The sequence below is a fragment of the Bradyrhizobium sp. sBnM-33 genome (assembly GCF_032917945.1).
GTDB lineage: Bacteria > Pseudomonadota > Alphaproteobacteria > Rhizobiales > Xanthobacteraceae > Bradyrhizobium.
Window position 1 is genome coordinate 8,723,518 of the sequence record NZ_CP136624.1, and the last position, 17,271, is coordinate 8,740,788.

Genomic DNA, 17,271 nt, shown 5'->3' on the forward strand with positions numbered 1-17,271 from the left:
GCGTCGGCGCCATCCGCCTCGGCCTCGGCAACCCTCAGCCCGGACGGAAAACCGGCAACGCGATACTCACACTTGTGCCGCCACCCGCCGCCTCGGTGACTTCGATCGAGCCGCCATGGGCTTCGACCAGGCTGCGGACGACTGCGAGGCCGAGCCCCGCACCGCCGGTGGCGCGATTGCGCGAGGTCTCGAGGCGGTTGAACGGCTCCAGCATAGCGCGGCGCTGATCTGCGGGAATCCCGGGACCTTCGTCATCGACGATAACGAGGATGGTATCACCTTCGAGCCGGGTCCGAACATGTGCAACTCGACCGTATTTCACGGCGTTGTCGATCACGTTCGCGACGATGCGCCGCAGCGCCAACTGATCGCCGAGCACGAAAACGCCCTTGCTCGCTTCGTCAACCGCCACATCGACAGCATTGCCTTGGGCGCGCCGGTCGTCGACCTCGGCACCCACGAACGCCGAAAAGTCCACCATCTCCTGCGATAGCTGCCCGGCCCCCACGCGGCTCGACAACAGGGCATCGTCGAGCAAGCTGATCATGTCATCGATGTCGGCAATGGCTTTCTGCTGCTCGGCCGGATCGGGAATCTTTTCGACGCGAAGGCGCAGCCGCGTCGCAAAGGTTCGCACATCGTGCGCGATGCCGCCGACCAATGTCATGCGAGCGCGCAGCATCTCGTTCAGCCGTGCTTGCAGGCGATTGAATGCGGCGATGAGGGCGCGGATTTCCGGCGCGCTGCGGCGCGCGTCGGGAAGCGGCGGCGGATCGGCGGCGAGATCCACGCGATCCACGGCGGCGGCGAGCCGGGCGAGCGGCCTCGTCTCGCGCTGCATGACCAGTAGTGCCAGCAGGGCAACGATAGTTCCGAACAACCCCGCCCCGAAGCCGAGCGGCAGGCCGAGCCGGGTGACCGGCAGCCGGGTCGATGCGTCGATCACCAGCGTTTCTCCGGTGCGAAGTGCTACCCGAAGCTCGATTGCGTTGGCCATGAATTTGGTCAGTCGCGGAAACCGGCCGCGGGACGCGGCGGAGGACGCAGCAACCGTGACCTCGCGGCCGGAAAGTGCAGCCGCATACATCTCGCGAAGCTCGGGTCGAAGATCATTCGAAACCGGCTGCCCGGCTGCCGCAGCGGCAGGCTCGATCCGCACGGCGAATTGTGGTGACGATATCGCGCCGAGAACCTGCACCCGCGCCGCGGGATCAGACCGCTCGATCAAATCGGCGATGGCCGCGATCCGGCCGGGTGAGGGTCGCGCAAATTCATTTTCGCGGATCGAGGTGAAATAAAAGACAGCAATGATAGCGATACTGACCGCCGAGAATCCAACGATTGCGATCAGCGCAAGCCGCGTCGCCAGCGTGAAGCGCAACATCACGACACCTGCTTCACGGCGGCCGTAAACAGATAGCCGCCGTTGCGCACCGTGGTGATAAGGTTGGACCCGGGAGACGCGGCGTCGAGTTTCTTGCGCAGCCGCGAGATCAGCATGTCGACGGTGCGGTCGAACGGCTCCGGCGAACGCCCGCGCGTCCAGTCCAGGATCTGATCGCGCGTCAGCACGTGACGCGGTCGCAGCACGAAGCAGCCGAGCAAGTCGAATTCGGCGCTGGTAAGCTGCAGCGCTTCGGACGCGGAATCGCCGCGCTGCAGGCTGCGCGCATCCAGATCGATCACGAACTGATCGAAGGCATAGCGCCGGACCAGCGGCTTTGCCGGTGCCGCCCTGGCACGGCGCAGGATCGCACGCACTCTGGCCAGCAATTCGCGGGTTCCGAACGGCTTGGTCAGGTAATCGTCGGCGCCCATCTCCAGCCCGACCACACGGTCGACTTCGTCGCTTTTCGCGGTCAGCATCAGGATCGGGAAATCCTCGTGGGCGCGTAGCCGCCGGCAGATCGACAGCCCGTCCTCACCGGGCAGCATCAAATCCAGCACCAGTAGATCGGGGCGCTGCCGCTGCAGCACTGTATCCATCGCCTTGCCGCTATCCGCGCACGCGACCTCGAACCCCTCCCGCTGCAGGAAATCGGCGATCATCCGGCTGATCTCCGGGTCGTCTTCCACAATCAGAATCAGCGGCGGAGGTGCGGTCATCGCCGCATTCTGAACCACGCCGCGCACCGCGCAAGACCGCCGGCGACGTTGTTACACACTGTTACACGCGATCGACAAAACGATACGAACCGTTTCTCCGCGGCAATATCGCGCTGACAAAGCGGGCGCAGTCTCCACCGTACGGCCATCGCACCGGTAGCCGTTTACACATCGAGGAGACCGCGACCATGAAGAAGTTCGTCCTGCTGTCGGCGCTGGCCGGCACCCTTTCGCTCACCGCCATTGCCGAAGCCAGCGCCTGGACGCGATCGGCTTCCTCCAACGGGCCGCGCGGAACATCGAGCCTGTATGTGTCCGGCGGCTGCGCCAATGGCACCTGCTCGCGTACCGCCACGCGCACCGGGCCTGCCGGAAACACCTACACCCGCCAGGGCACGGTCTCCCGCTACTGACCGCAAAGGCGATCGCTCAAGGCCGAAGCGCCCTGAGCGATCGCCTCTCCATCCCCGCAACCCATCTTCAGGAGATCACGATGCCCAAGTTTCCCTTATCTTCGATACCGCTTCGCGCGCTGGCCGGCTTGTTTGTTGTATCGGCCGCGGTCGCGGGAGCTGCCGCAGCGCAGGCGCAGGTATCGCCGCAGATGCGCAGCGAAGCGACGGCGCTGATGCGGGTCTGCCGTGCCGACTATGACCGCCTATGCGGCGGCGTGCAGCCCGGCGGCGGGCGCATTCTGGCCTGCCTCCAGAGCCACACGAACGCACTCAGCGCCGCCTGCGCACAAGCCATGCCACGCGCCCAGTCGCTCAAGGACGGCGCGGTCGCGGCTGGCGTGATGCCTAAATAGCAGGAGTGACGCATGGACCTTGCATCATTCCTCAGCCCCTCCGCCCGCGCCATGATCCTGGTTACCGCACTCGGTTTCATGGCGCTGGAGTATGGTCTCGCCCGCCTCACGCATCGAGAGACGCATGACTGGCGGGAGAGCGCCGCGACGCTGGGCGTTGCGGTGGTGCAGACCCTCGTGCGCGTGATCGAGGCCGGCATCGTCGCGATCCCGTTCGTATTCGTCTATGAGCATCGGCTTTTCGAATTCTCGGCGACGAGCGTGCCGGCCCTGCTCGGATTATTTTTAGGCATGGAGTTTTTCTATTACTGGCAACACCGCGCCTCGCATCGAATCCGCTGGATGTGGGCAACCCATCGCGTCCACCATTCGGCGACCAGATTCAACCCTGACGGCTGCGATCCGGCTCGGCTGGACCGGCAACATTTCCGGCAATTTCCTGTTCTTCCTGCCATTGGCCTGGATCGGTTTTAATCCGTTCGCGGTAATCGCGATGCTCGGCATCAACCTGATGTATCAATTCTTCATTCACACCGAGCTTGCGCCGCGGCTGGGTCCGCTCGAGCTGGTACTGAATACGCCGGCGCATCATCGCGTGCATCACGCGTCAAACGAGCCCTGCCTCGACAAGAATTTCGGTGGCATGCTGATCATATTCGATCGCCTGTTCGGCACGTTTGCGGAGGCGCCGGCACAGGAAAGGTCGGCGGCAAGCCGTCTTTCAATCCGGTGCGGATCGCGCTCGGCGAGTGGAGCGCGATGTTCCACGATGTCCGGAAGGCGGCAACCGTGCGAGCAAAGTTTAGGGCGATGTTCGGACCGCCGGGATGAAACCTTGCTTACTTTCCGACAAAAAATCCGATCCCCATCGCGACGACGCTGAGCAGCATCGCCGCGGTGGACAGCCAGCCCAGCCAATAGAGCGGGCCCTTGATGACATAGCGGTCCATCACGTCCTCGCGGCGCGCCATCAACATCAGCAGCACCATCACCGGCACGGCAAGCACGCCGTTGATGACCGCGCTCCAGTACAGCGCCGAGATCGGGTTGATCGGCGTGAAGTTCAACGCGATGCCTATGCCAGCCGAAAGCGCCAGCACCGCGTAGAAAGCGGCGGCGGCCTTGGGCTTGCGCGCGAGCCCGACCGGCCATCGCCGTCCCTCTCCGACGGCATAGGCCGCGGCGCCGGCGAGCACTGGAACGGCCAGCAATCCGGTGCCGACGACGCCGAGCGCAAAAATCATTTCAGCAAACGCGCCGGCAATCGGACGCAGGGCTTCGGCCGCGTCCGCTGAGCTCTGGATATCCGTCTTTCCGGCCGCATGCAGCGCCGCCGCGGCGGTGACGATGATCGACAGCGCAATCAAATTGGAGAACGCCATCCCGATGATGGTGTCGGCGCGAATGCGGTTGAATTCCTTCTGCGCGCCGTGATGCTTTTCGATCAGCGGCCGCTTCGTGTTGTCGACGCGCTGGTCCTCGGCTTCCTGCGAGGCCTGCCAGAAGAACAGATAGGGCGAGATCGTGGTGCCGAGGATGGCGACGATAGTGGTGACGTAATCGACGCTCCAGGTCGGGCGCGGAACGAGAATGCCGGCAAGCGCGTCGCCCCACGAAACCTTGGCAAAGGCGAGCGCGGCAACGTAGGCGAACAGGCTGAGCGTCAGCCATTTCAGCACCGACACGTAGCGTTTGTAATCGAGGAAGATCTGCGCCGCGACCGAGGTCACGCCGAACAGCAGCACATACACGATGCTGTGGCCGCCGATCAGCAACTTGGTCGCATCCGCCATGGCGCCAAGATCGGCGCCGATGTTGATGGTGTTGGCGATGAATAGCATCGCCACCACCACATTGAGCAACCATGGCGAATAATGCCGGCACACATTGCCCGCTATGCCATGCCCGGTGACGCGGCCGACGCGTGCGGAGATTTCCTGGATCGCCGCCATCAGCGGAAATGTCAGCAGCATAATCCAGCCGATGCCGTAGCCGAGCTGCGCGCCGGCCGCACTGTAGGTGCCGATCCCCGACGGATCGTCGTCGGACGCGCCGGTGATCAGGCCAGGCCCAAGCGCCGTCAACGCCTTGCGGAAGCGAAACGGCCGGGCGGCCTCGGCCTCTGCATCCGGATTCGCATGGCCGGAATTCGTACGCTTCGGATGCTTCTTGTTCGACCGGGTACGATTTGCCATGCCAGCGATCCGCCGGAGCAACAACGAAGCTGACCCGAGCAAGTTCCAGGCAAAGAACTTGCTCGGGCGCGCCGGATAGGTTGCAGGCGTCACACGGCGTGCAATGGCTCGATGAGTGTGGCCACACCCGGCTCTAGAATCCGCAATCGCGGCCCAAAACCCAGCGTGTCGAAAGTAGCTCGCAGATCGGCCGCACTCTGACGGAAATGCTTCCACCCTTCCGTATGCACGGGGACGATCACCGCATCCGGGAATGCGCGCGCGGTCTCGATCGTATCGTTGGTGTCCATCGTGATGTGGAAGGGGCCGCGGGTTTGCGCCGCGCCCGCGAACGGCAGCACCACACCGGCCTTGAACCGCTTCGCCACTTCCGCAACGCCGTCGTACCAGACGGTGTCGCCGCTGATGTAGATCGGGCGGCTGCCCGGCTTGCTCGACGAAACCACGAAGCCGATCACGTCGCCCGCCAGCGGTTCGATTCCCGCCGGACCGTGACGTGCCGGCGTCGCGGTGATGGCCAGCGAATGACCATTCTTGCCGGCCAGTTCGGTCGACGCCCACGGCGCAAAGCCTTCGGCGTGGCCGCCGAGCCGTTTTGCGCCAACCTCCGTCGTCAGCACGCGCTTGGCCGATTTGAGAAAATCGCGCCCCGAATGATCGAGATTGTCCGAATGCTGGTCATGGCTGAGCAGCACGGCGTCGACCTCGCCGATATCACGCGCGCTGACGGCGGGACCGACCAGCTTTTCCAGTTTCACGTGCGGCAGTTGATAGGCGCCGGGCTCGTCGAAGGTCGGATCGGTCAGCAGCCGGAAGCCGTCGACTTCGATGAGCGCGGTCGGGCCGCCGATCAGGGTGATGGTTAGTGTCATGACTGCTCCTTCTACGATAGCGTTTTCGAGCGAAGTGGATTCCGGTTCGCGTGAAGAAAACCCGTCAAAACGAAAGTTTAGAGCTTCGGTTCTGATTTAATCAGAACCGAAGCTCGGGATTGACCGGCCGCAGCGGGACGGGTCACCAGATAAATGCCGAGGGCTACGGGAATGATGCCAAGCAGGTCGCGCAATTCGACGTGTTCGCCGAGCACAAGGAAGGCGAACAGCATGCCGAGCGGCGGCATCAGGAAATGATAGGCGCTCGCGGCCGTCGCGCCGCAGACCTTCAAGAGGTGAAACCAGAGCAGGTAAGCCAGGATCGATCCGCCGAGCACGAGGAAAGCGAACGCGCCGGCGAGCCGCGCGCTCGGCACGATATCGCCGACGCTGGAAAACGTGAACGCAAGCGGCAGCAGCACGATGCCCGCGGCGAGATTCTGCACGCCATTGCCGACCCAGAGACTTCCTTTCGGCGCCAGCGCCTTGAACAGGATGGTGCCGGCGACGATCGAGGCCAATGACGCCAGCGTAAACAGGATGCCGTGAAAACTATCTGTGCCGACCGACATGCGGTGCCAGACGATGAAAGCGACGCCGGAAATGCCGAGCAAAAGTCCCGCCACCTTGCGCCAGGTGAGCGCCTCGCCGAGAAAGGCCGCCGCAAGTACAGCAGTGAAAACTGGATTGGCGCTAACGATCAGGGCGCCAAGGCCGGCCGATACTGTCTGCAACCCGGTGTAGCCGAGGCCGAGATAGAGCGCGTTGTTGGCGACGCCGAGAATCGCGAAAATGCCGGCGTCGCGCCAGGTGAGCGAGGACCATGCCTCGCCGCGCAGCGCCGTGATGCCGAGGATCAGGATTCCCGCGAGCGAAAACCGCGCCGTGAGCAGGATCAGCGGCGGGCAGTCGGTGACGCCGACCTTGCCGGCGACGAAGGCAAAGCTCCAGAGCAGACAGAACAGGCCGATATAAAGCGGTAACAGATTGAAGCCGGCGCGGGGGACCGCGACCGAAGGGGCGAGTGACATGGATAGTCTCCTTCACCCATGATCTAGGGCCGTACCTTGATATTTGGAAATTAAATGATAAACTGATGTCCAGTGGATTTATAAATGGAGCGTTCACATGCTCGATCTGGAGCTGTTGCGCAGTTTCATATCCGTCGTCGACGCCGGCGGCTTTACCCGCGCCAGCGAGCGTGTCCACCGCACGCAATCGACCGTCAGCCAGCAGATCAAGCGTCTGGAAGACGACGTCGGCCAGGCGCTATTAAACCGCAATGGCAAGGACGTGACGCCGACGGAGGCCGGCGAGCGGCTGCTCTCCTATGCGCGGCGGCTGTTGTCGCTCGCCGAGGAAGCCCGCGACGTGGTAGCGCGGCCGGAAAGCGAAGGCGCGATCAAGCTCGGCATCCCCGAGGATTTCGCCGCCTATCGTCTCGCCAAATTGCTGGCGACGTTTGCGCGGTCACGGCCGGGCCTGCGGCTCGACGTGCGGGCCGACCAGAGCACGTATCTGCGACGCGACATCGAACGCGGCGACCTCGATCTGGCGCTGCTCAAGCGCGACGCCGGCGAGAAAGGCGCGATCGCGGTGTGGCCCGAACAGGTGCACTGGGTGACCAGCAAAACCCATCCGGTCGATATCGACGCTGGCTCGGTGCCGCTGATCGGCTTTCCCGCCGGCTGCCTCTATCGTTCGCGCGCGATCCATGCGTTGGAAAGCGCTGGGCGCTCCTGGCACATGGCCTATACTTCTTCTGGCCTCGCCGGCATCCAGGCCGCGGTCGCCGCGGGATTGGGATTGAGCATCCTCTCCGATATCGCGATCCAGGCCGGCCATCGCGTGCTCACGGCGAAAGACGGCTTTGCGCCGATCGATAAGACCGAATTGGCGCTGGTGGCCTCGCCCGACGCCAGCCCCGCAACGCTGCGGCTCGCCGACCGCCTCGCCGAGTTCTGCGACAGCGTCGACGCGAAGGCGGCGTAATCGGTCCCTCATGGTGAGGAGCGCGAAGCGCGTCTCGAACCATGAGGCCAGTGGTCCATCCTTCGAGACGCCGCTACGCGGCTCCTCTGGATGAGGTCTTCATGTGCGGCCGCTCAATAACACCTTGATGCCGCTATCGCGTGCAGCCTGTTGTCGCCAAGCACATGCGCCATCAGGGCCGGCGTCGGAAAAATCTTCGCAAACGCGGGATCGCGGATGCTCAAGCCGCCGGTATAGGCGCCGAACGCCGGCATCACCGCGCGCTCGCCGTCACTGGCGAAGCATCGCCGCTCCATCGATCGTCCCCGGGTGGCGACGCGCGCCTTTGGATGCAGATGGCCGGCGATTTCACCTGCCGCCCCCGTCGGCTCATGGCGGAACACGATCGGCCCGATCGCGACTTCGTTCGCCACCGTGCCGCCGAGGTCGGGCGGCAGGGCCGGATCGTGATTGCCCGAAATCCAGATCCAATCGCGCCGCGCCTGCATCGCTGACAGCGCGTCGCGATCCGGCGCCGACAGCCGTTGATGCGCGTCGCGATCGTGAAAACTGTCGCCAAGCGCGATCACCATGCGCGGATCGTGCCGCGCGACGACGGCGGCGAGACGGCTCAGCGTCGCGACGGTGTCGTAGGGCGGCAGCAGCACGCCGCGCGCGGCGAAGCTGGAGCCTTTCTCCAGATGCAGGTCGGAGACGACGAGCAGGCGCTGCTCCTGCCAGAACAGCGCGCCGGAGAGATCGGCGAGCATTGAGACGCCGGCGATTTCGAAGGCGCTTGAAGGTTTGATCGTGACAGATATTCTCTCCGTCATGGCCGGGCTTGTCCCGGCCATCCACGTCTTTGTCTCGCAAAGAAAGGCGTGAATGCCCGGGACAGGCCCGGGCATGACGACGTGGATGGATCGCCCCGTAAACTCATTCGTATTCTCTATGTCGCCTTACGACATCGCCTCTTTGATGAGTTCATCGGCGGCCTCCGCCAGCAACTCATCTCCCGCTTCGCCATAAACTGACTCGCGGCCGATTTCCAGCATCACGGGGACTGCGAGCGGCGAAACATGTTCGAGTTCCCGATGGGTGATTCGCCCGTGAATGCGCGAGAGCATATCACCCAGACGCTTGAGATCGAGCAGACCTGTTGCGGCGTCGGCACGCGCGGCGCGCAGCAGCACGTGGTCGGCCTGATGCTTACGCAGCACGTCGTAGATCAGGTCGGTGGAGAACAGCACCTGCCGGCGCGATTTTTCCTCGCCGGTAAAGCGCCGCGCGATCAGGCCGGAGATGATCGCGCAGGTACGGAAGGTACGCTTCATCAACGCGGATTCGGCGAGCCACGCCTCGAGGTCGTCGCCCAGCATGTCCGGATCAAACAGCGTGTTGAGATCGAGCTTGCCGTGCCGGATCATGAACGACATATCGCCGAGGCCCCATACGGCCAGTGCATACTCGTTGGCGACGAAGCCGAGCGGCCGCACCCGCGCCCGCTCCATCCGCCGTGTCAAGAGCATGCCGAGCGTCTGGTGCGCCAGCCGACCCTCGAAGGGATAGCAGACGAGGTAGTGTTTGTTGCCGCGGGGAAAGGTTTCGATCAACAGCTCGCGCACACCCGGCACGCGGGAAAAATCCCTCTGCAGCGACAGCCAGTCGCGCACCTGATCAGGCAGCGCATTCCACGCGCGGCGGTCGTCCAGCAATTTGCGGACGCGCTCGGCAAGATAGGTCGAAAGCGGAAACTTGCCGCCCATGTAGGACGGCACCTTCGCGTCCTTATCGTTGGCGCGCGAGACATAGACCACGTCCTCCGCGAGCGCCTCGTAGCGCACGACTTCACCACCGAACACAAACGTGTCGCCGATCACGAGGCCTTCGATAAAGGCTTCCTCGATTTCGCCCAGCATCCGCCCGCCGCGGCCGAGCGCGCCGGTCGAGCCGGATCCACTGCTTCGCGAGCGCACCAGGCGGACCTTCAGCATGGTCTCTTCGACGATGGTGCCGACGTTGAGGCGATAGCTTTGCCTCACCTTTGGATTGGCGACGCGCCAGCGGCCCTGCTTGTCCTGCTTGATGCGGGCGAAGCGTTCGTAAGTCTTCAGCGCATAGCCGCCGGTGGCGACGAAATCGACGACGTCGTCGAAATCGGTTCGCGTCAGCGAGGAATAAGGCGCCGAGGTCAGGACTTCCTCGTAGAGCTCGTCGGAGAAAAACGGCTCACCGCAGGCGCAGCCGAGCACGTGCTGCGCCAGTACATCGAGCGCACCGGTTCGGAGCGGCGGCGTATCTTGCGCATTCTCCGCAATGGCATCGATCGCGACGCGGCACTCCAGCACTTCGAAGCGGTTAGCCGGGATCAGGACCGCACGCGAGGGTTCGTCGAGCCGGTGGTTGGCGCGGCCGATCCGTTGCATTAGCCGCGAAGAACCTTTCGGCGCACCGACATTGATGACGAGATCGACATCGCCCCAGTCGACGCCAAGGTCGAGCGACGACGTGCAGACCACGCCGCGCAGTTTACCGGCCGCCATCGCGTCCTCGACCTTGCGGCGTTGCGCGACGTCGAGCGAGCCGTGATGCAGGGCGATCGCGAGACCATCATCGTTCATGCGCCAGAATTCCTGGAACAGCATTTCAGCCTGGCTGCGGGTGTTGACGAAGATCAGCGTGGTCTTGTTGCGCCTGATCAGGTCATACATTTCGCCGAGCGCATGGCGGGCGGTATGGCCGGCCCACGGCAACCGCTCCTTTGTGTCGAGCATCTCGACGATGGGCGCGGCCGCGCCGCCGGCCACGATGATATCAGCGGACACGTCCTTGCCGTCGCGCTGCGGCATCAGAAACCGTGCCAGCGATTCCGGCTCGGCCACCGTCGCCGATAGTCCAATCGCGCGCAACTCGGGCACCAAGCGCCACAGCCGCGCCAGGCCGAGCGACAACAGATCGCCGCGCTTGGAGGTGACCAGCGCGTGCAGTTCGTCGAGCACGATACGTTTCAGCGAGGAGAACAGAAACGGCGCGTCGTCGGACGACAGCAGCAGCGCCAGTTGCTCTGGCGTGGTGAGCAGGATGTCCGGCGGATAGCGCCGCTGCCGTTGCCGCCGCGACACCGGCGTATCGCCGGTGCGGGTCTCGACCTTGATCGCAAGCTCCATTTCGGCGATCGGCGTCTCCAGATTGCGGGCGATGTCGACCGCGAGCGCTTTGAGCGGCGAGATGTAGAGGGTGTGGAGGCCGCCGGTGCGTTTGACGCTGCGACCCGTGGAGATGACCTTGCCGCTTGCGATATGTGCTCCCTCCCCCCTTGCGGGGTCCGAGGCGAGCGAAGCTCGCTCTCGAGGCTGAGGAGAGGGGTAAGCCGCAGGGTTCGGTGTATGTGGCCACCCCTCTCCCCGCCCCTTCCCCGCAAGGGGGGAGGGAGAAGCACGCACTGCCGTTGAGGATACACTCAGCTCCACCAGCGTCGGAAGGAAACCGGCCAGCGTCTTGCCGGCGCCGGTTGGCGCGATCAAGAGCGCCGAGCGATCGTCGCGGGCCTTGGCCAATAACGCGAGTTGATGCTCGCGCGGCGACCAGCCGCGCGAGGTGAACCAGCGCCGGAAGCGGTCGGGCAAGAGCGCAGCCGTTTCAAGCGGCGTGAGGGGCAAGGGATCGGGCAACGGCACGGCAAAGAGGTAAGCCGTCGCGGCGGGTTCGTCGAGGGCCTAGGAAGTCACGTCGCCCCGCTCTTCGCGGGGAGAGGTCGGCGCGTCGCGCCGGGTGAGGGGCTTGCTCCGCGAGTTTGTTTGTTACCGTCTGCGCGGAGAGAGCCCCTCACGCCGACCCTCTCCCCGTGAAGAACGGGGAGAGGGAGAGGTAGCCCTACTCCGTCACCGGCTTGTCTGAAATATCCCAGTCCTTGCCGTTAAAGATCGAAATGTAGAGCGTCTTCATCGGCGTGTAGTCCTCCGGCGTGTAGCTATAGGTCACGCCGTCCAGCATGTAGGGGGAATGGAAGCCCGCCAGCGTCGTCGCCTGCTTCAGAACGTTGGCGCGGGTGAGCTCGTCGCCGCAACGGCGCAGGATCTCCGCCATCGCCACTACCTGGCCGTAACCGGCAAAGGCGATGGTGTTGTCAGGATCGACATTGGGCAGATATTTTTTGCGCAGTTCCTCGAACGCCATCACGTCCGGATCGTTCTCGAAGCGCGGCACGCCGACTTCCTTGGCGTAGCGGATGGCGACGATGCCGGTGGCATTCTCGAAACCTGCGGCACTGAGAATCGAACGGCCCGTCGATCCCGCCGACAACAGATGCAGCGGCTTCCAGCCGAGTTCAGCGACTTTCCGGATCGACTGCGACGACGCCTTGCCGGTCGAGATATTGTAGAAGACGTCAGCGCCGGATTTCGAGAGATTGATGATCTGCGAATCGATCGTCGGTTCGGTCAGATCGTAGGTCTGCTCCATGATCACCTTGGCGGTGCCGCCGGCATCGGCCAGCACCTTCTTGAAGGGCGCCAGAAAATCGCGGCCGAAATCATCGTTCTGATAAAGGATGCCGATTTTCGCGTTCGGTTTCACGCTCACGACATGCTTGGCGAGAATGCGCGCTTCGGTCGGATAGAGCGGCAGGCCCGCCATGGTCCATTTGAAGTTCTTCGGATCGTTCCATTTTGACGCGCCGGTATTGAGCAGCAGTTGCGGCACGCCCTTCGAATTGAGATATTTGTGCACGGCGGTCTGCGGGGCGGTGCCGAGCGAGCCGTACAGCGCCAGCACTTCCTCCTGCTCGACCAGCCGCCGCGTCGCCTCGACGCATTTCGGCGCGCTGTAGCCGTCGTCCATGGTCAAGAATTTTACCTTGCGTCCATTGATGCCGCCCTTCTCATTCAGCATCTGAAAATAGGCTTCGCCGACGCGGCCGAGCACGCCGTAGAGCGAGCCGGGACCGGAATGCGGTACGGTCTGCCCGATCTTGATTTCGGTGTCGCTGGCGCCCGGATCGTATTTTTTCTCGGCGGCCCAGACGAAGGGCGCGGGCAGCGTTGATGCAAAAGCGGTAGCGAGCGCGGTGGCGCCGAATTCACGGCGGGTTTGTTTCTTGTTCATTGTTGTTTCTCCCTTGGTTGCACACCATGATCTACATTCCCGAGACCTCGGCAATAGCCAACTGACGGCCATGCCGCTTGCGATGTCCACCTCATTTCGCAAGGCGGAAATCGTAGCGTCTAGACTCAAGTTTTGGCGGCGACGGCGACCAGACCGGGAACGGGAGCGTTGTCCTCATTGCGGGCGGAACGATCTTCCAGCAGGGATAATTTGAGGCCCGCGCCCTCGACCGACGCGCGCACGTAAGCGGCAGCATGGGCGTAGCGCAGCCCGTGGCCGATGATAACGCCTTCGCCGTCATGGGTCTCGGCGGTGAAAGCAAGCAGGCCACCCGGCGCAAGCACACGCGCGGCTTCCGCCAGTACGGCTGCGAGATCGGCGACATAAACCATGGCATCCGCGGCAAGGATGAGATCGGCGCTGGCGTCTGGTCTTGCGCGCAGGCCCTGCAATATATCCGCGACTTCCAATTCTCCGTACAGCCCTGTACCGCGCGCCCGCTCGATCATGCGCGGCGACAGATCGATGCCGATGAAATGATCGACTTCCCTGGCAAACGCCGACGCCGCGAGCCCGGTGCCGCAGCCGAGGTCGATGGCGCGCTTGAAGAATGCCGGCTTGCGCGCCGCTGATCGCACCGACAACACCGCCTTGAACAGCAGCGCCGGGCCGCGATAGCCGAGATCGCCGACTAGTGAAGCTTCGAACCGCGGCGCATATTGGTCGAAAAGAGTTTGCAAATAGGCCCGCGACATGCCGGCCAATGGCTCGGCACCGAGCCGCATCAAGCGAAGCCCGGCGCCGTGACGGTCGCCGGGATCGCTGGCCAGGGCCTTGCGGAACGCGGCAACAGCCGCCTCCCGCTCACCGAGCTGCTCGCGAATATCGGCGAGCGTGAACCAGGCGGAGCTGAAGTTCGGCGCCAGTTCGATCGCCTGCATGAGCAGATCGGCAGCGGCGGGCAGATCGCCCTTCAATTGAAGGTCGCGCGCGAATTCGAACCGGCGGTCGGCCATCAGATCGCCGGAGGACAGAAACAGGCGGGCAGGCATTTCAGGAACCAAAATCAGTCATTGCAGGGCTTGCCGACTTCGCTGAAGCTACGCCGGCCTGACACTAGAGTGCCCGGCGAAGCCTTGGCGTAGCCGGGACCCGGCAATCCATCGTAAAAGTAGACTGTTCAAAAGATGGATGCGCGGGTCAAGCCCGCGCATGACAGGTAAAATTCGTCGTAAGGCCTCCTATATAACCGGAATGCGTCCGCACGACATCCTGTTGCCAGTTGCCGCCGGCCTGTGCTGTAAGCCGGGCGGCTTCCATATCGATCCCGTTCGCCCGGTCGAGCGCGCCGTGATTACCCATGGCCATTCCGACCACGCCCGGCCCGGCCATGGCGCCGTGCTTGCCACGCAGGAAACGCTCGACATGATGCGGCTGCGCTATGGCGACAATTTTGCGGGCAGCACGCAGGCGATTCGCTATGGCGAAGAGATCCGCCTCGGCGACGTCAAGATCAAGTTTCACCCGGCGGGCCACGTACTGGGCTCGGCACAGATCGCCGTTTCCTGCAAGGATCTCTGCATCGTTGCGTCCGGCGATTACAAGGACGCCGTTGATCCGACCTGCACGCCGTTTGAGGTGGTGCCCTGCGACGTCTTCATTACCGAGGCCACGTTCGGCCTACCGGTGTTCCGCCATGGCGACGCGGCGGATGAGGTGAAAAAGCTGCTCGCCTCGGTCGCGCTGTTTCCGGAACGTGCGCACCTGGTCGGCGCCTATTCGCTCGGCAAGGCGCAGCGCGTGATCGCGCTGCTGCGCGAGCAGGGCTACGACGCGCCGATCTATCTGCATGGCGCGATGGAAGGGATCACGCGCTACTATGAGAGCCGCGGCGTCGCGCTCGGCGAGCTGCGGCTGGTGAGGGGCATGAAGAAGGCCGACCTTGCCGGCACCATCACGCTGGCGCCGCCGACGGCCACCTCTGATATTTGGACGCGGCGTTTCCCCGATCCGGTCACGGCGTTCGCCTCGGGCTGGATGCGGGTGCGGGCGCGCGCCCGACAGCGCGGCGTCGAACTGCCGCTGGTGATATCCGACCACGCCGACTGGGACGGCCTGACCGCGACCATCGCGGCCACCGGCGCCGGCGAGGTCTGGGTCACGCATGGGCAAGAAGACGCACTAGTGCATTGGTGCACAACGCGCGGGCTCGCCGCACGGCCACTCGATCTGGTCGGCTACGGCGATGAGGAAGAGCACGAGGTGGTCACGGTCGACGAGGCCGAGGCATGAACCGCTTCGCCGAACTGCTCGATCGTCTCGCCTACGAGCCCGGCCGCAACAACAAGCTGCGGCTGATCACGGCCTATTTCCGCGACACCCCCGATCCCGACCGCGGCTACGCGCTGGCGGCGCTGACCGGCGCGCTGTCGTTCAAGCATGCCAAGCCGGGGCTGATTCGTGATTTGATTATGGATCGCGCCGATCCGGTGTTGTTCGGGCTGTCTTACGATTATGTCGGCGACTTATCCGAGACGGTTGCGCTGATGTGGCCGAAGGGGGCGGTTCATCATGACGAGTCTTTGCTGGGCCCCCCCTCTCCCCAGCCCTCCCCCGCAAGGGGGGAGGGAGCGCAGTTGGGTGCTGGTCTATCATCGCAAGATAACTCCAAAGCCGCAGCAAAGACTCTCTCCGTTCCCTCCCCCCTTGCGGGGGAGGGGCAGGGAGAGGGGTATCCCACGGGTGGTCTCAATGATGAGCTCCGACCGCGAAACCACAACAACCCGCCGCCTCCAACTCTCTCCGAAGTCGTCACCACCCTTCGCACGCTCGGCAAGACCGAACTGCCAAGACAGCTCGCGCGCTGGCTTGACGAGCTCGACGAGACCGGCCGCTGGGCGTTGTTAAAACTCGTCACCGGCGCGATGCGGATCGGAGTTTCGGCGCGGCTGGCGAAAACGGCCGCGGCCGCGCTCGGCGACAAGGACCCGCACGAGATTGAACTGATCTGGCCGGGGCTGTCGCCGCCCTATCTCGAATTGTTTGCCTGGCTGGAAGGCCGCGACGAAAAACCGGTCAACCGCGATCCGGCGCCGTTCCGCCCGGTGATGCTGGCGCATGCGATCGAGGATACGGATTTCGCCAGTCTCGATCCGGCCGATTACATCGCGGAATGGAAATGGGACGGCATTCGCGTGCAGGCGGTCGCCGGCCGCGACGAGCGCGGACACATGCAGGCACGGCTCTATTCGCGCACCGGCGAGGACATTACAAAAAGCTTCCCCGATCTCGTCCCGTCACTGCATCTGCCCGGCGCGATCGACGGCGAGCTCTTGGTGCTGCGCGAGGGACGGGTGCAGACCTTCAACGTGCTGCAGCAGCGGCTGAACCGGAAAGTGGTCTCACCGAAATTGATCAAGGATTTCCCGATTCACCTGCGCGCCTACGACCTGCTCGGCGATGACGAGAATGACCTACGGGAATTGCCGTTTGTCGAGCGCCGCGAGCATCTGGAGAAATTCGTCAGGAAACTGAACGACCCGCGCATCGATTTATCGCCGACGATTGCCTTCGATAGCTGGGACGCGCTGATGGCCGCGCGCGCCGATCCCGCAAATGCCGGCGCGGGAGAGGACGCTGATGCCGTCGAGGGCGTGATGCTCAAGCGCCGCGACGCGCCCTATCTGCCGGGCCGACCCAAGGGGCAGTGGTGGAAGTGGAAACGCGATCCCCACATCATTGACGCCGTCTTGATGTATGCGCAGCGCGGCCACGGCAAGCGCTCGTCCTATTATTCGGACTACACCTTCGGCGTCTGGACCAATGGCGAGGAGGGCGAGCAACTGGTGCCGGTCGGCAAGGCTTATTTCGGCTTCACCGACGAAGAGCTGCTGCAGATCGACCGCTTCGTCCGGCGCAACACCACGGAAAAATTCGGTCCCGTCCGCCATGTCGTGCATGAGCCGGACCAGGGCCTGGTGCTGGAAGTGGCCTTCGAGGGACTGCAGCGCTCACCGCGGCACAAATCCGGCATCGCAATGCGGTTTCCGCGAATCAGCCGGCTGCGCTGGGACAAGCCGCCGCGCGAGGCCGACCGGCTGGAGACGCTGGAGCGGATGCTGAAGGACGTGACAGCAAATTAACATTCCTGGGGCGTATGGCGGCCATTGACCGACATCAACGGGTTCCCCATGTGCCCCGCCGTGCCTATAATGGG

At 63.9% G+C, this 17,271-nt stretch carries 16 protein-coding genes; 7 read left to right on the forward strand and 9 right to left on the reverse strand.

The window, feature by feature from the left end; translation table 11 throughout:
* Positions 1-34 precede the first annotated feature (34 nt).
* Both RX328_RS41005 and RX328_RS41010 read right to left on the reverse strand, forming a co-directional pair.
* Positions 35-1,384, reverse strand: a complete 1,350-nt coding sequence (locus tag RX328_RS41005; protein ID WP_213254207.1) for an ATP-binding protein — start codon at positions 1,382-1,384, stop codon at positions 35-37.
* Positions 1,384-2,106, reverse strand: coding sequence for a response regulator (locus tag RX328_RS41010; RefSeq protein ID WP_213254209.1), 723 nt, complete (start codon positions 2,104-2,106; stop codon positions 1,384-1,386). The genes RX328_RS41005 and RX328_RS41010 overlap by 1 nt, the downstream gene beginning before the upstream one ends.
* 188 nt (positions 2,107-2,294) lie before the next feature.
* On the opposite strand from RX328_RS41010, the gene RX328_RS41015 reads away from it, so the two are divergent.
* The 4 genes from RX328_RS41015 (at position 2,295) to RX328_RS41030 (ending at position 3,797) form a co-directional block, all read left to right on the forward strand.
* Positions 2,295-2,519, forward strand: a complete 225-nt coding sequence (locus RX328_RS41015) for a hypothetical protein (RefSeq protein ID WP_213254211.1) — start codon at positions 2,295-2,297, stop codon at positions 2,517-2,519.
* An 80-nt stretch (positions 2,520-2,599) separates the two neighbouring features.
* A complete protein-coding gene (locus RX328_RS41020; protein WP_213254213.1) occupies positions 2,600-2,914 on the forward strand; it encodes a cysteine rich repeat-containing protein in 315 nt (104 codons plus the stop codon).
* 12 nt (positions 2,915-2,926) lie between these two features.
* Entirely contained in the window at positions 2,927-3,388 is a 462-nt protein-coding gene (locus tag RX328_RS41025; protein ID WP_283772414.1) for a sterol desaturase family protein, read from the forward strand.
* Positions 3,354-3,797, forward strand: coding sequence for a sterol desaturase family protein (locus RX328_RS41030; protein WP_283772415.1), 444 nt, complete (start codon positions 3,354-3,356; stop codon positions 3,795-3,797). Before RX328_RS41025 ends, RX328_RS41030 begins: the two co-directional genes overlap by 35 nt.
* Here RX328_RS41030 and RX328_RS41035 read toward each other — a convergent pair.
* The 3 genes from RX328_RS41035 to RX328_RS41045 all read right to left on the reverse strand — a co-directional run bounded on the left by RX328_RS41035 (position 3,754) and on the right by RX328_RS41045 (position 7,012).
* Positions 3,754-5,109, reverse strand: a complete 1,356-nt coding sequence (locus RX328_RS41035; RefSeq protein ID WP_213254215.1) for an NRAMP family divalent metal transporter — start codon at positions 5,107-5,109, stop codon at positions 3,754-3,756. The genes RX328_RS41030 and RX328_RS41035 overlap by 44 nt on opposite strands.
* Positions 5,110-5,198: 89 nt before the next feature.
* Positions 5,199-5,981 (reverse strand): MBL fold metallo-hydrolase, encoded by a 783-nt coding sequence (locus RX328_RS41040; RefSeq protein ID WP_213254217.1) that lies wholly within the window; start codon positions 5,979-5,981, stop codon positions 5,199-5,201.
* 77 nt (positions 5,982-6,058) lie between these two features.
* On the reverse strand, positions 6,059-7,012 hold the full coding sequence (locus tag RX328_RS41045) for a DMT family transporter (protein ID WP_213254219.1): 954 nt from the start codon (positions 7,010-7,012) through the stop codon (positions 6,059-6,061).
* 97 nt (positions 7,013-7,109) lie between these two features.
* On the opposite strand from RX328_RS41045, the gene RX328_RS41050 reads away from it, so the two are divergent.
* Complete coding sequence (locus tag RX328_RS41050) at positions 7,110-7,973, forward strand: LysR family transcriptional regulator (RefSeq protein ID WP_213254221.1); 864 nt, start codon at positions 7,110-7,112, stop codon at positions 7,971-7,973.
* Positions 7,974-8,086: 113 nt separating this feature from the next.
* On the opposite strand, the gene pdeM is transcribed toward RX328_RS41050, so the two are convergent.
* The 4 genes from pdeM to RX328_RS41070 all read right to left on the reverse strand — a co-directional run bounded on the left by pdeM (position 8,087) and on the right by RX328_RS41070 (position 14,107).
* Positions 8,087-8,722 carry a ligase-associated DNA damage response endonuclease PdeM gene (gene pdeM / locus RX328_RS41055; protein WP_247510605.1) on the reverse strand — a complete coding sequence of 212 codons (636 nt, stop codon included), beginning with the start codon at positions 8,720-8,722 and terminating at the stop codon, positions 8,087-8,089.
* Between the two features lie 189 nt (positions 8,723-8,911).
* Positions 8,912-11,623, reverse strand: a complete 2,712-nt coding sequence (locus tag RX328_RS41060) for a ligase-associated DNA damage response DEXH box helicase (protein ID WP_249726932.1) — start codon at positions 11,621-11,623, stop codon at positions 8,912-8,914.
* 202 nt (positions 11,624-11,825) lie between these two features.
* Entirely contained in the window at positions 11,826-13,055 is a 1,230-nt protein-coding gene (locus tag RX328_RS41065; RefSeq protein WP_213254225.1) for an ABC transporter substrate-binding protein, read from the reverse strand.
* Positions 13,056-13,180: 125 nt separating this feature from the next.
* Positions 13,181-14,107: a class I SAM-dependent DNA methyltransferase gene (locus RX328_RS41070; protein ID WP_213254226.1), complete on the reverse strand. Its 927-nt coding sequence runs from the start codon at positions 14,105-14,107 to the stop codon at positions 13,181-13,183.
* A 202-nt stretch (positions 14,108-14,309) separates the two neighbouring features.
* On the opposite strand from RX328_RS41070, the gene RX328_RS41075 reads away from it, so the two are divergent.
* Positions 14,310-15,347, forward strand: coding sequence for a ligase-associated DNA damage response exonuclease (locus RX328_RS41075; RefSeq protein WP_213254270.1), 1,038 nt, complete (start codon positions 14,310-14,312; stop codon positions 15,345-15,347).
* The gene (locus RX328_RS41080; protein WP_213254228.1) at positions 15,344-17,197 is read left to right on the forward strand and encodes an ATP-dependent DNA ligase; all 1,854 of its coding nucleotides are present in this window, start codon (positions 15,344-15,346) and stop codon (positions 17,195-17,197) included. Before RX328_RS41075 ends, RX328_RS41080 begins: the two co-directional genes overlap by 4 nt.
* Positions 17,198-17,271: the final 74 nt, after the last annotated feature.

What these genes read in the sequence shown, in the direction of transcription:
- RX328_RS41010 (WP_213254209.1), bottom strand. Translation starts at nt 2,106, where the DNA reads ATGACCGCACCTCCGCCGCTGATTCTGATTGTGGAAGACGACCCGGAG.
- RX328_RS41005 (WP_213254207.1), bottom strand. Translation starts at nt 1,384, where the DNA reads ATGTTGCGCTTCACGCTGGCGACGCGGCTTGCGCTGATCGCAATCGTT.
- RX328_RS41045 (WP_213254219.1), bottom strand. Translation starts at nt 7,012, where the DNA reads ATGTCACTCGCCCCTTCGGTCGCGGTCCCCCGCGCCGGCTTCAATCTG.
- RX328_RS41020 (WP_213254213.1), top strand. Translation starts at nt 2,600, where the DNA reads ATGCCCAAGTTTCCCTTATCTTCGATACCGCTTCGCGCGCTGGCCGGC.
- RX328_RS41080 (WP_213254228.1), top strand. Translation starts at nt 15,344, where the DNA reads ATGAACCGCTTCGCCGAACTGCTCGATCGTCTCGCCTACGAGCCCGGC.
- RX328_RS41035 (WP_213254215.1), bottom strand. Translation starts at nt 5,109, where the DNA reads ATGGCAAATCGTACCCGGTCGAACAAGAAGCATCCGAAGCGTACGAAT.
- RX328_RS41050 (WP_213254221.1), top strand. Translation starts at nt 7,110, where the DNA reads ATGCTCGATCTGGAGCTGTTGCGCAGTTTCATATCCGTCGTCGACGCC.
- RX328_RS41040 (WP_213254217.1), bottom strand. Translation starts at nt 5,981, where the DNA reads ATGACACTAACCATCACCCTGATCGGCGGCCCGACCGCGCTCATCGAA.
- RX328_RS41065 (WP_213254225.1), bottom strand. Translation starts at nt 13,055, where the DNA reads ATGAACAAGAAACAAACCCGCCGTGAATTCGGCGCCACCGCGCTCGCT.
- RX328_RS41070 (WP_213254226.1), bottom strand. Translation starts at nt 14,107, where the DNA reads ATGCCTGCCCGCCTGTTTCTGTCCTCCGGCGATCTGATGGCCGACCGC.
- RX328_RS41025 (WP_283772414.1), top strand. Translation starts at nt 2,927, where the DNA reads ATGGACCTTGCATCATTCCTCAGCCCCTCCGCCCGCGCCATGATCCTG.
- RX328_RS41075 (WP_213254270.1), top strand. Translation starts at nt 14,310, where the DNA reads ATGCGTCCGCACGACATCCTGTTGCCAGTTGCCGCCGGCCTGTGCTGT.
- pdeM (WP_247510605.1), bottom strand. Translation starts at nt 8,722, where the DNA reads ATGCTCGCCGATCTCTCCGGCGCGCTGTTCTGGCAGGAGCAGCGCCTG.
- RX328_RS41015 (WP_213254211.1), top strand. Translation starts at nt 2,295, where the DNA reads ATGAAGAAGTTCGTCCTGCTGTCGGCGCTGGCCGGCACCCTTTCGCTC.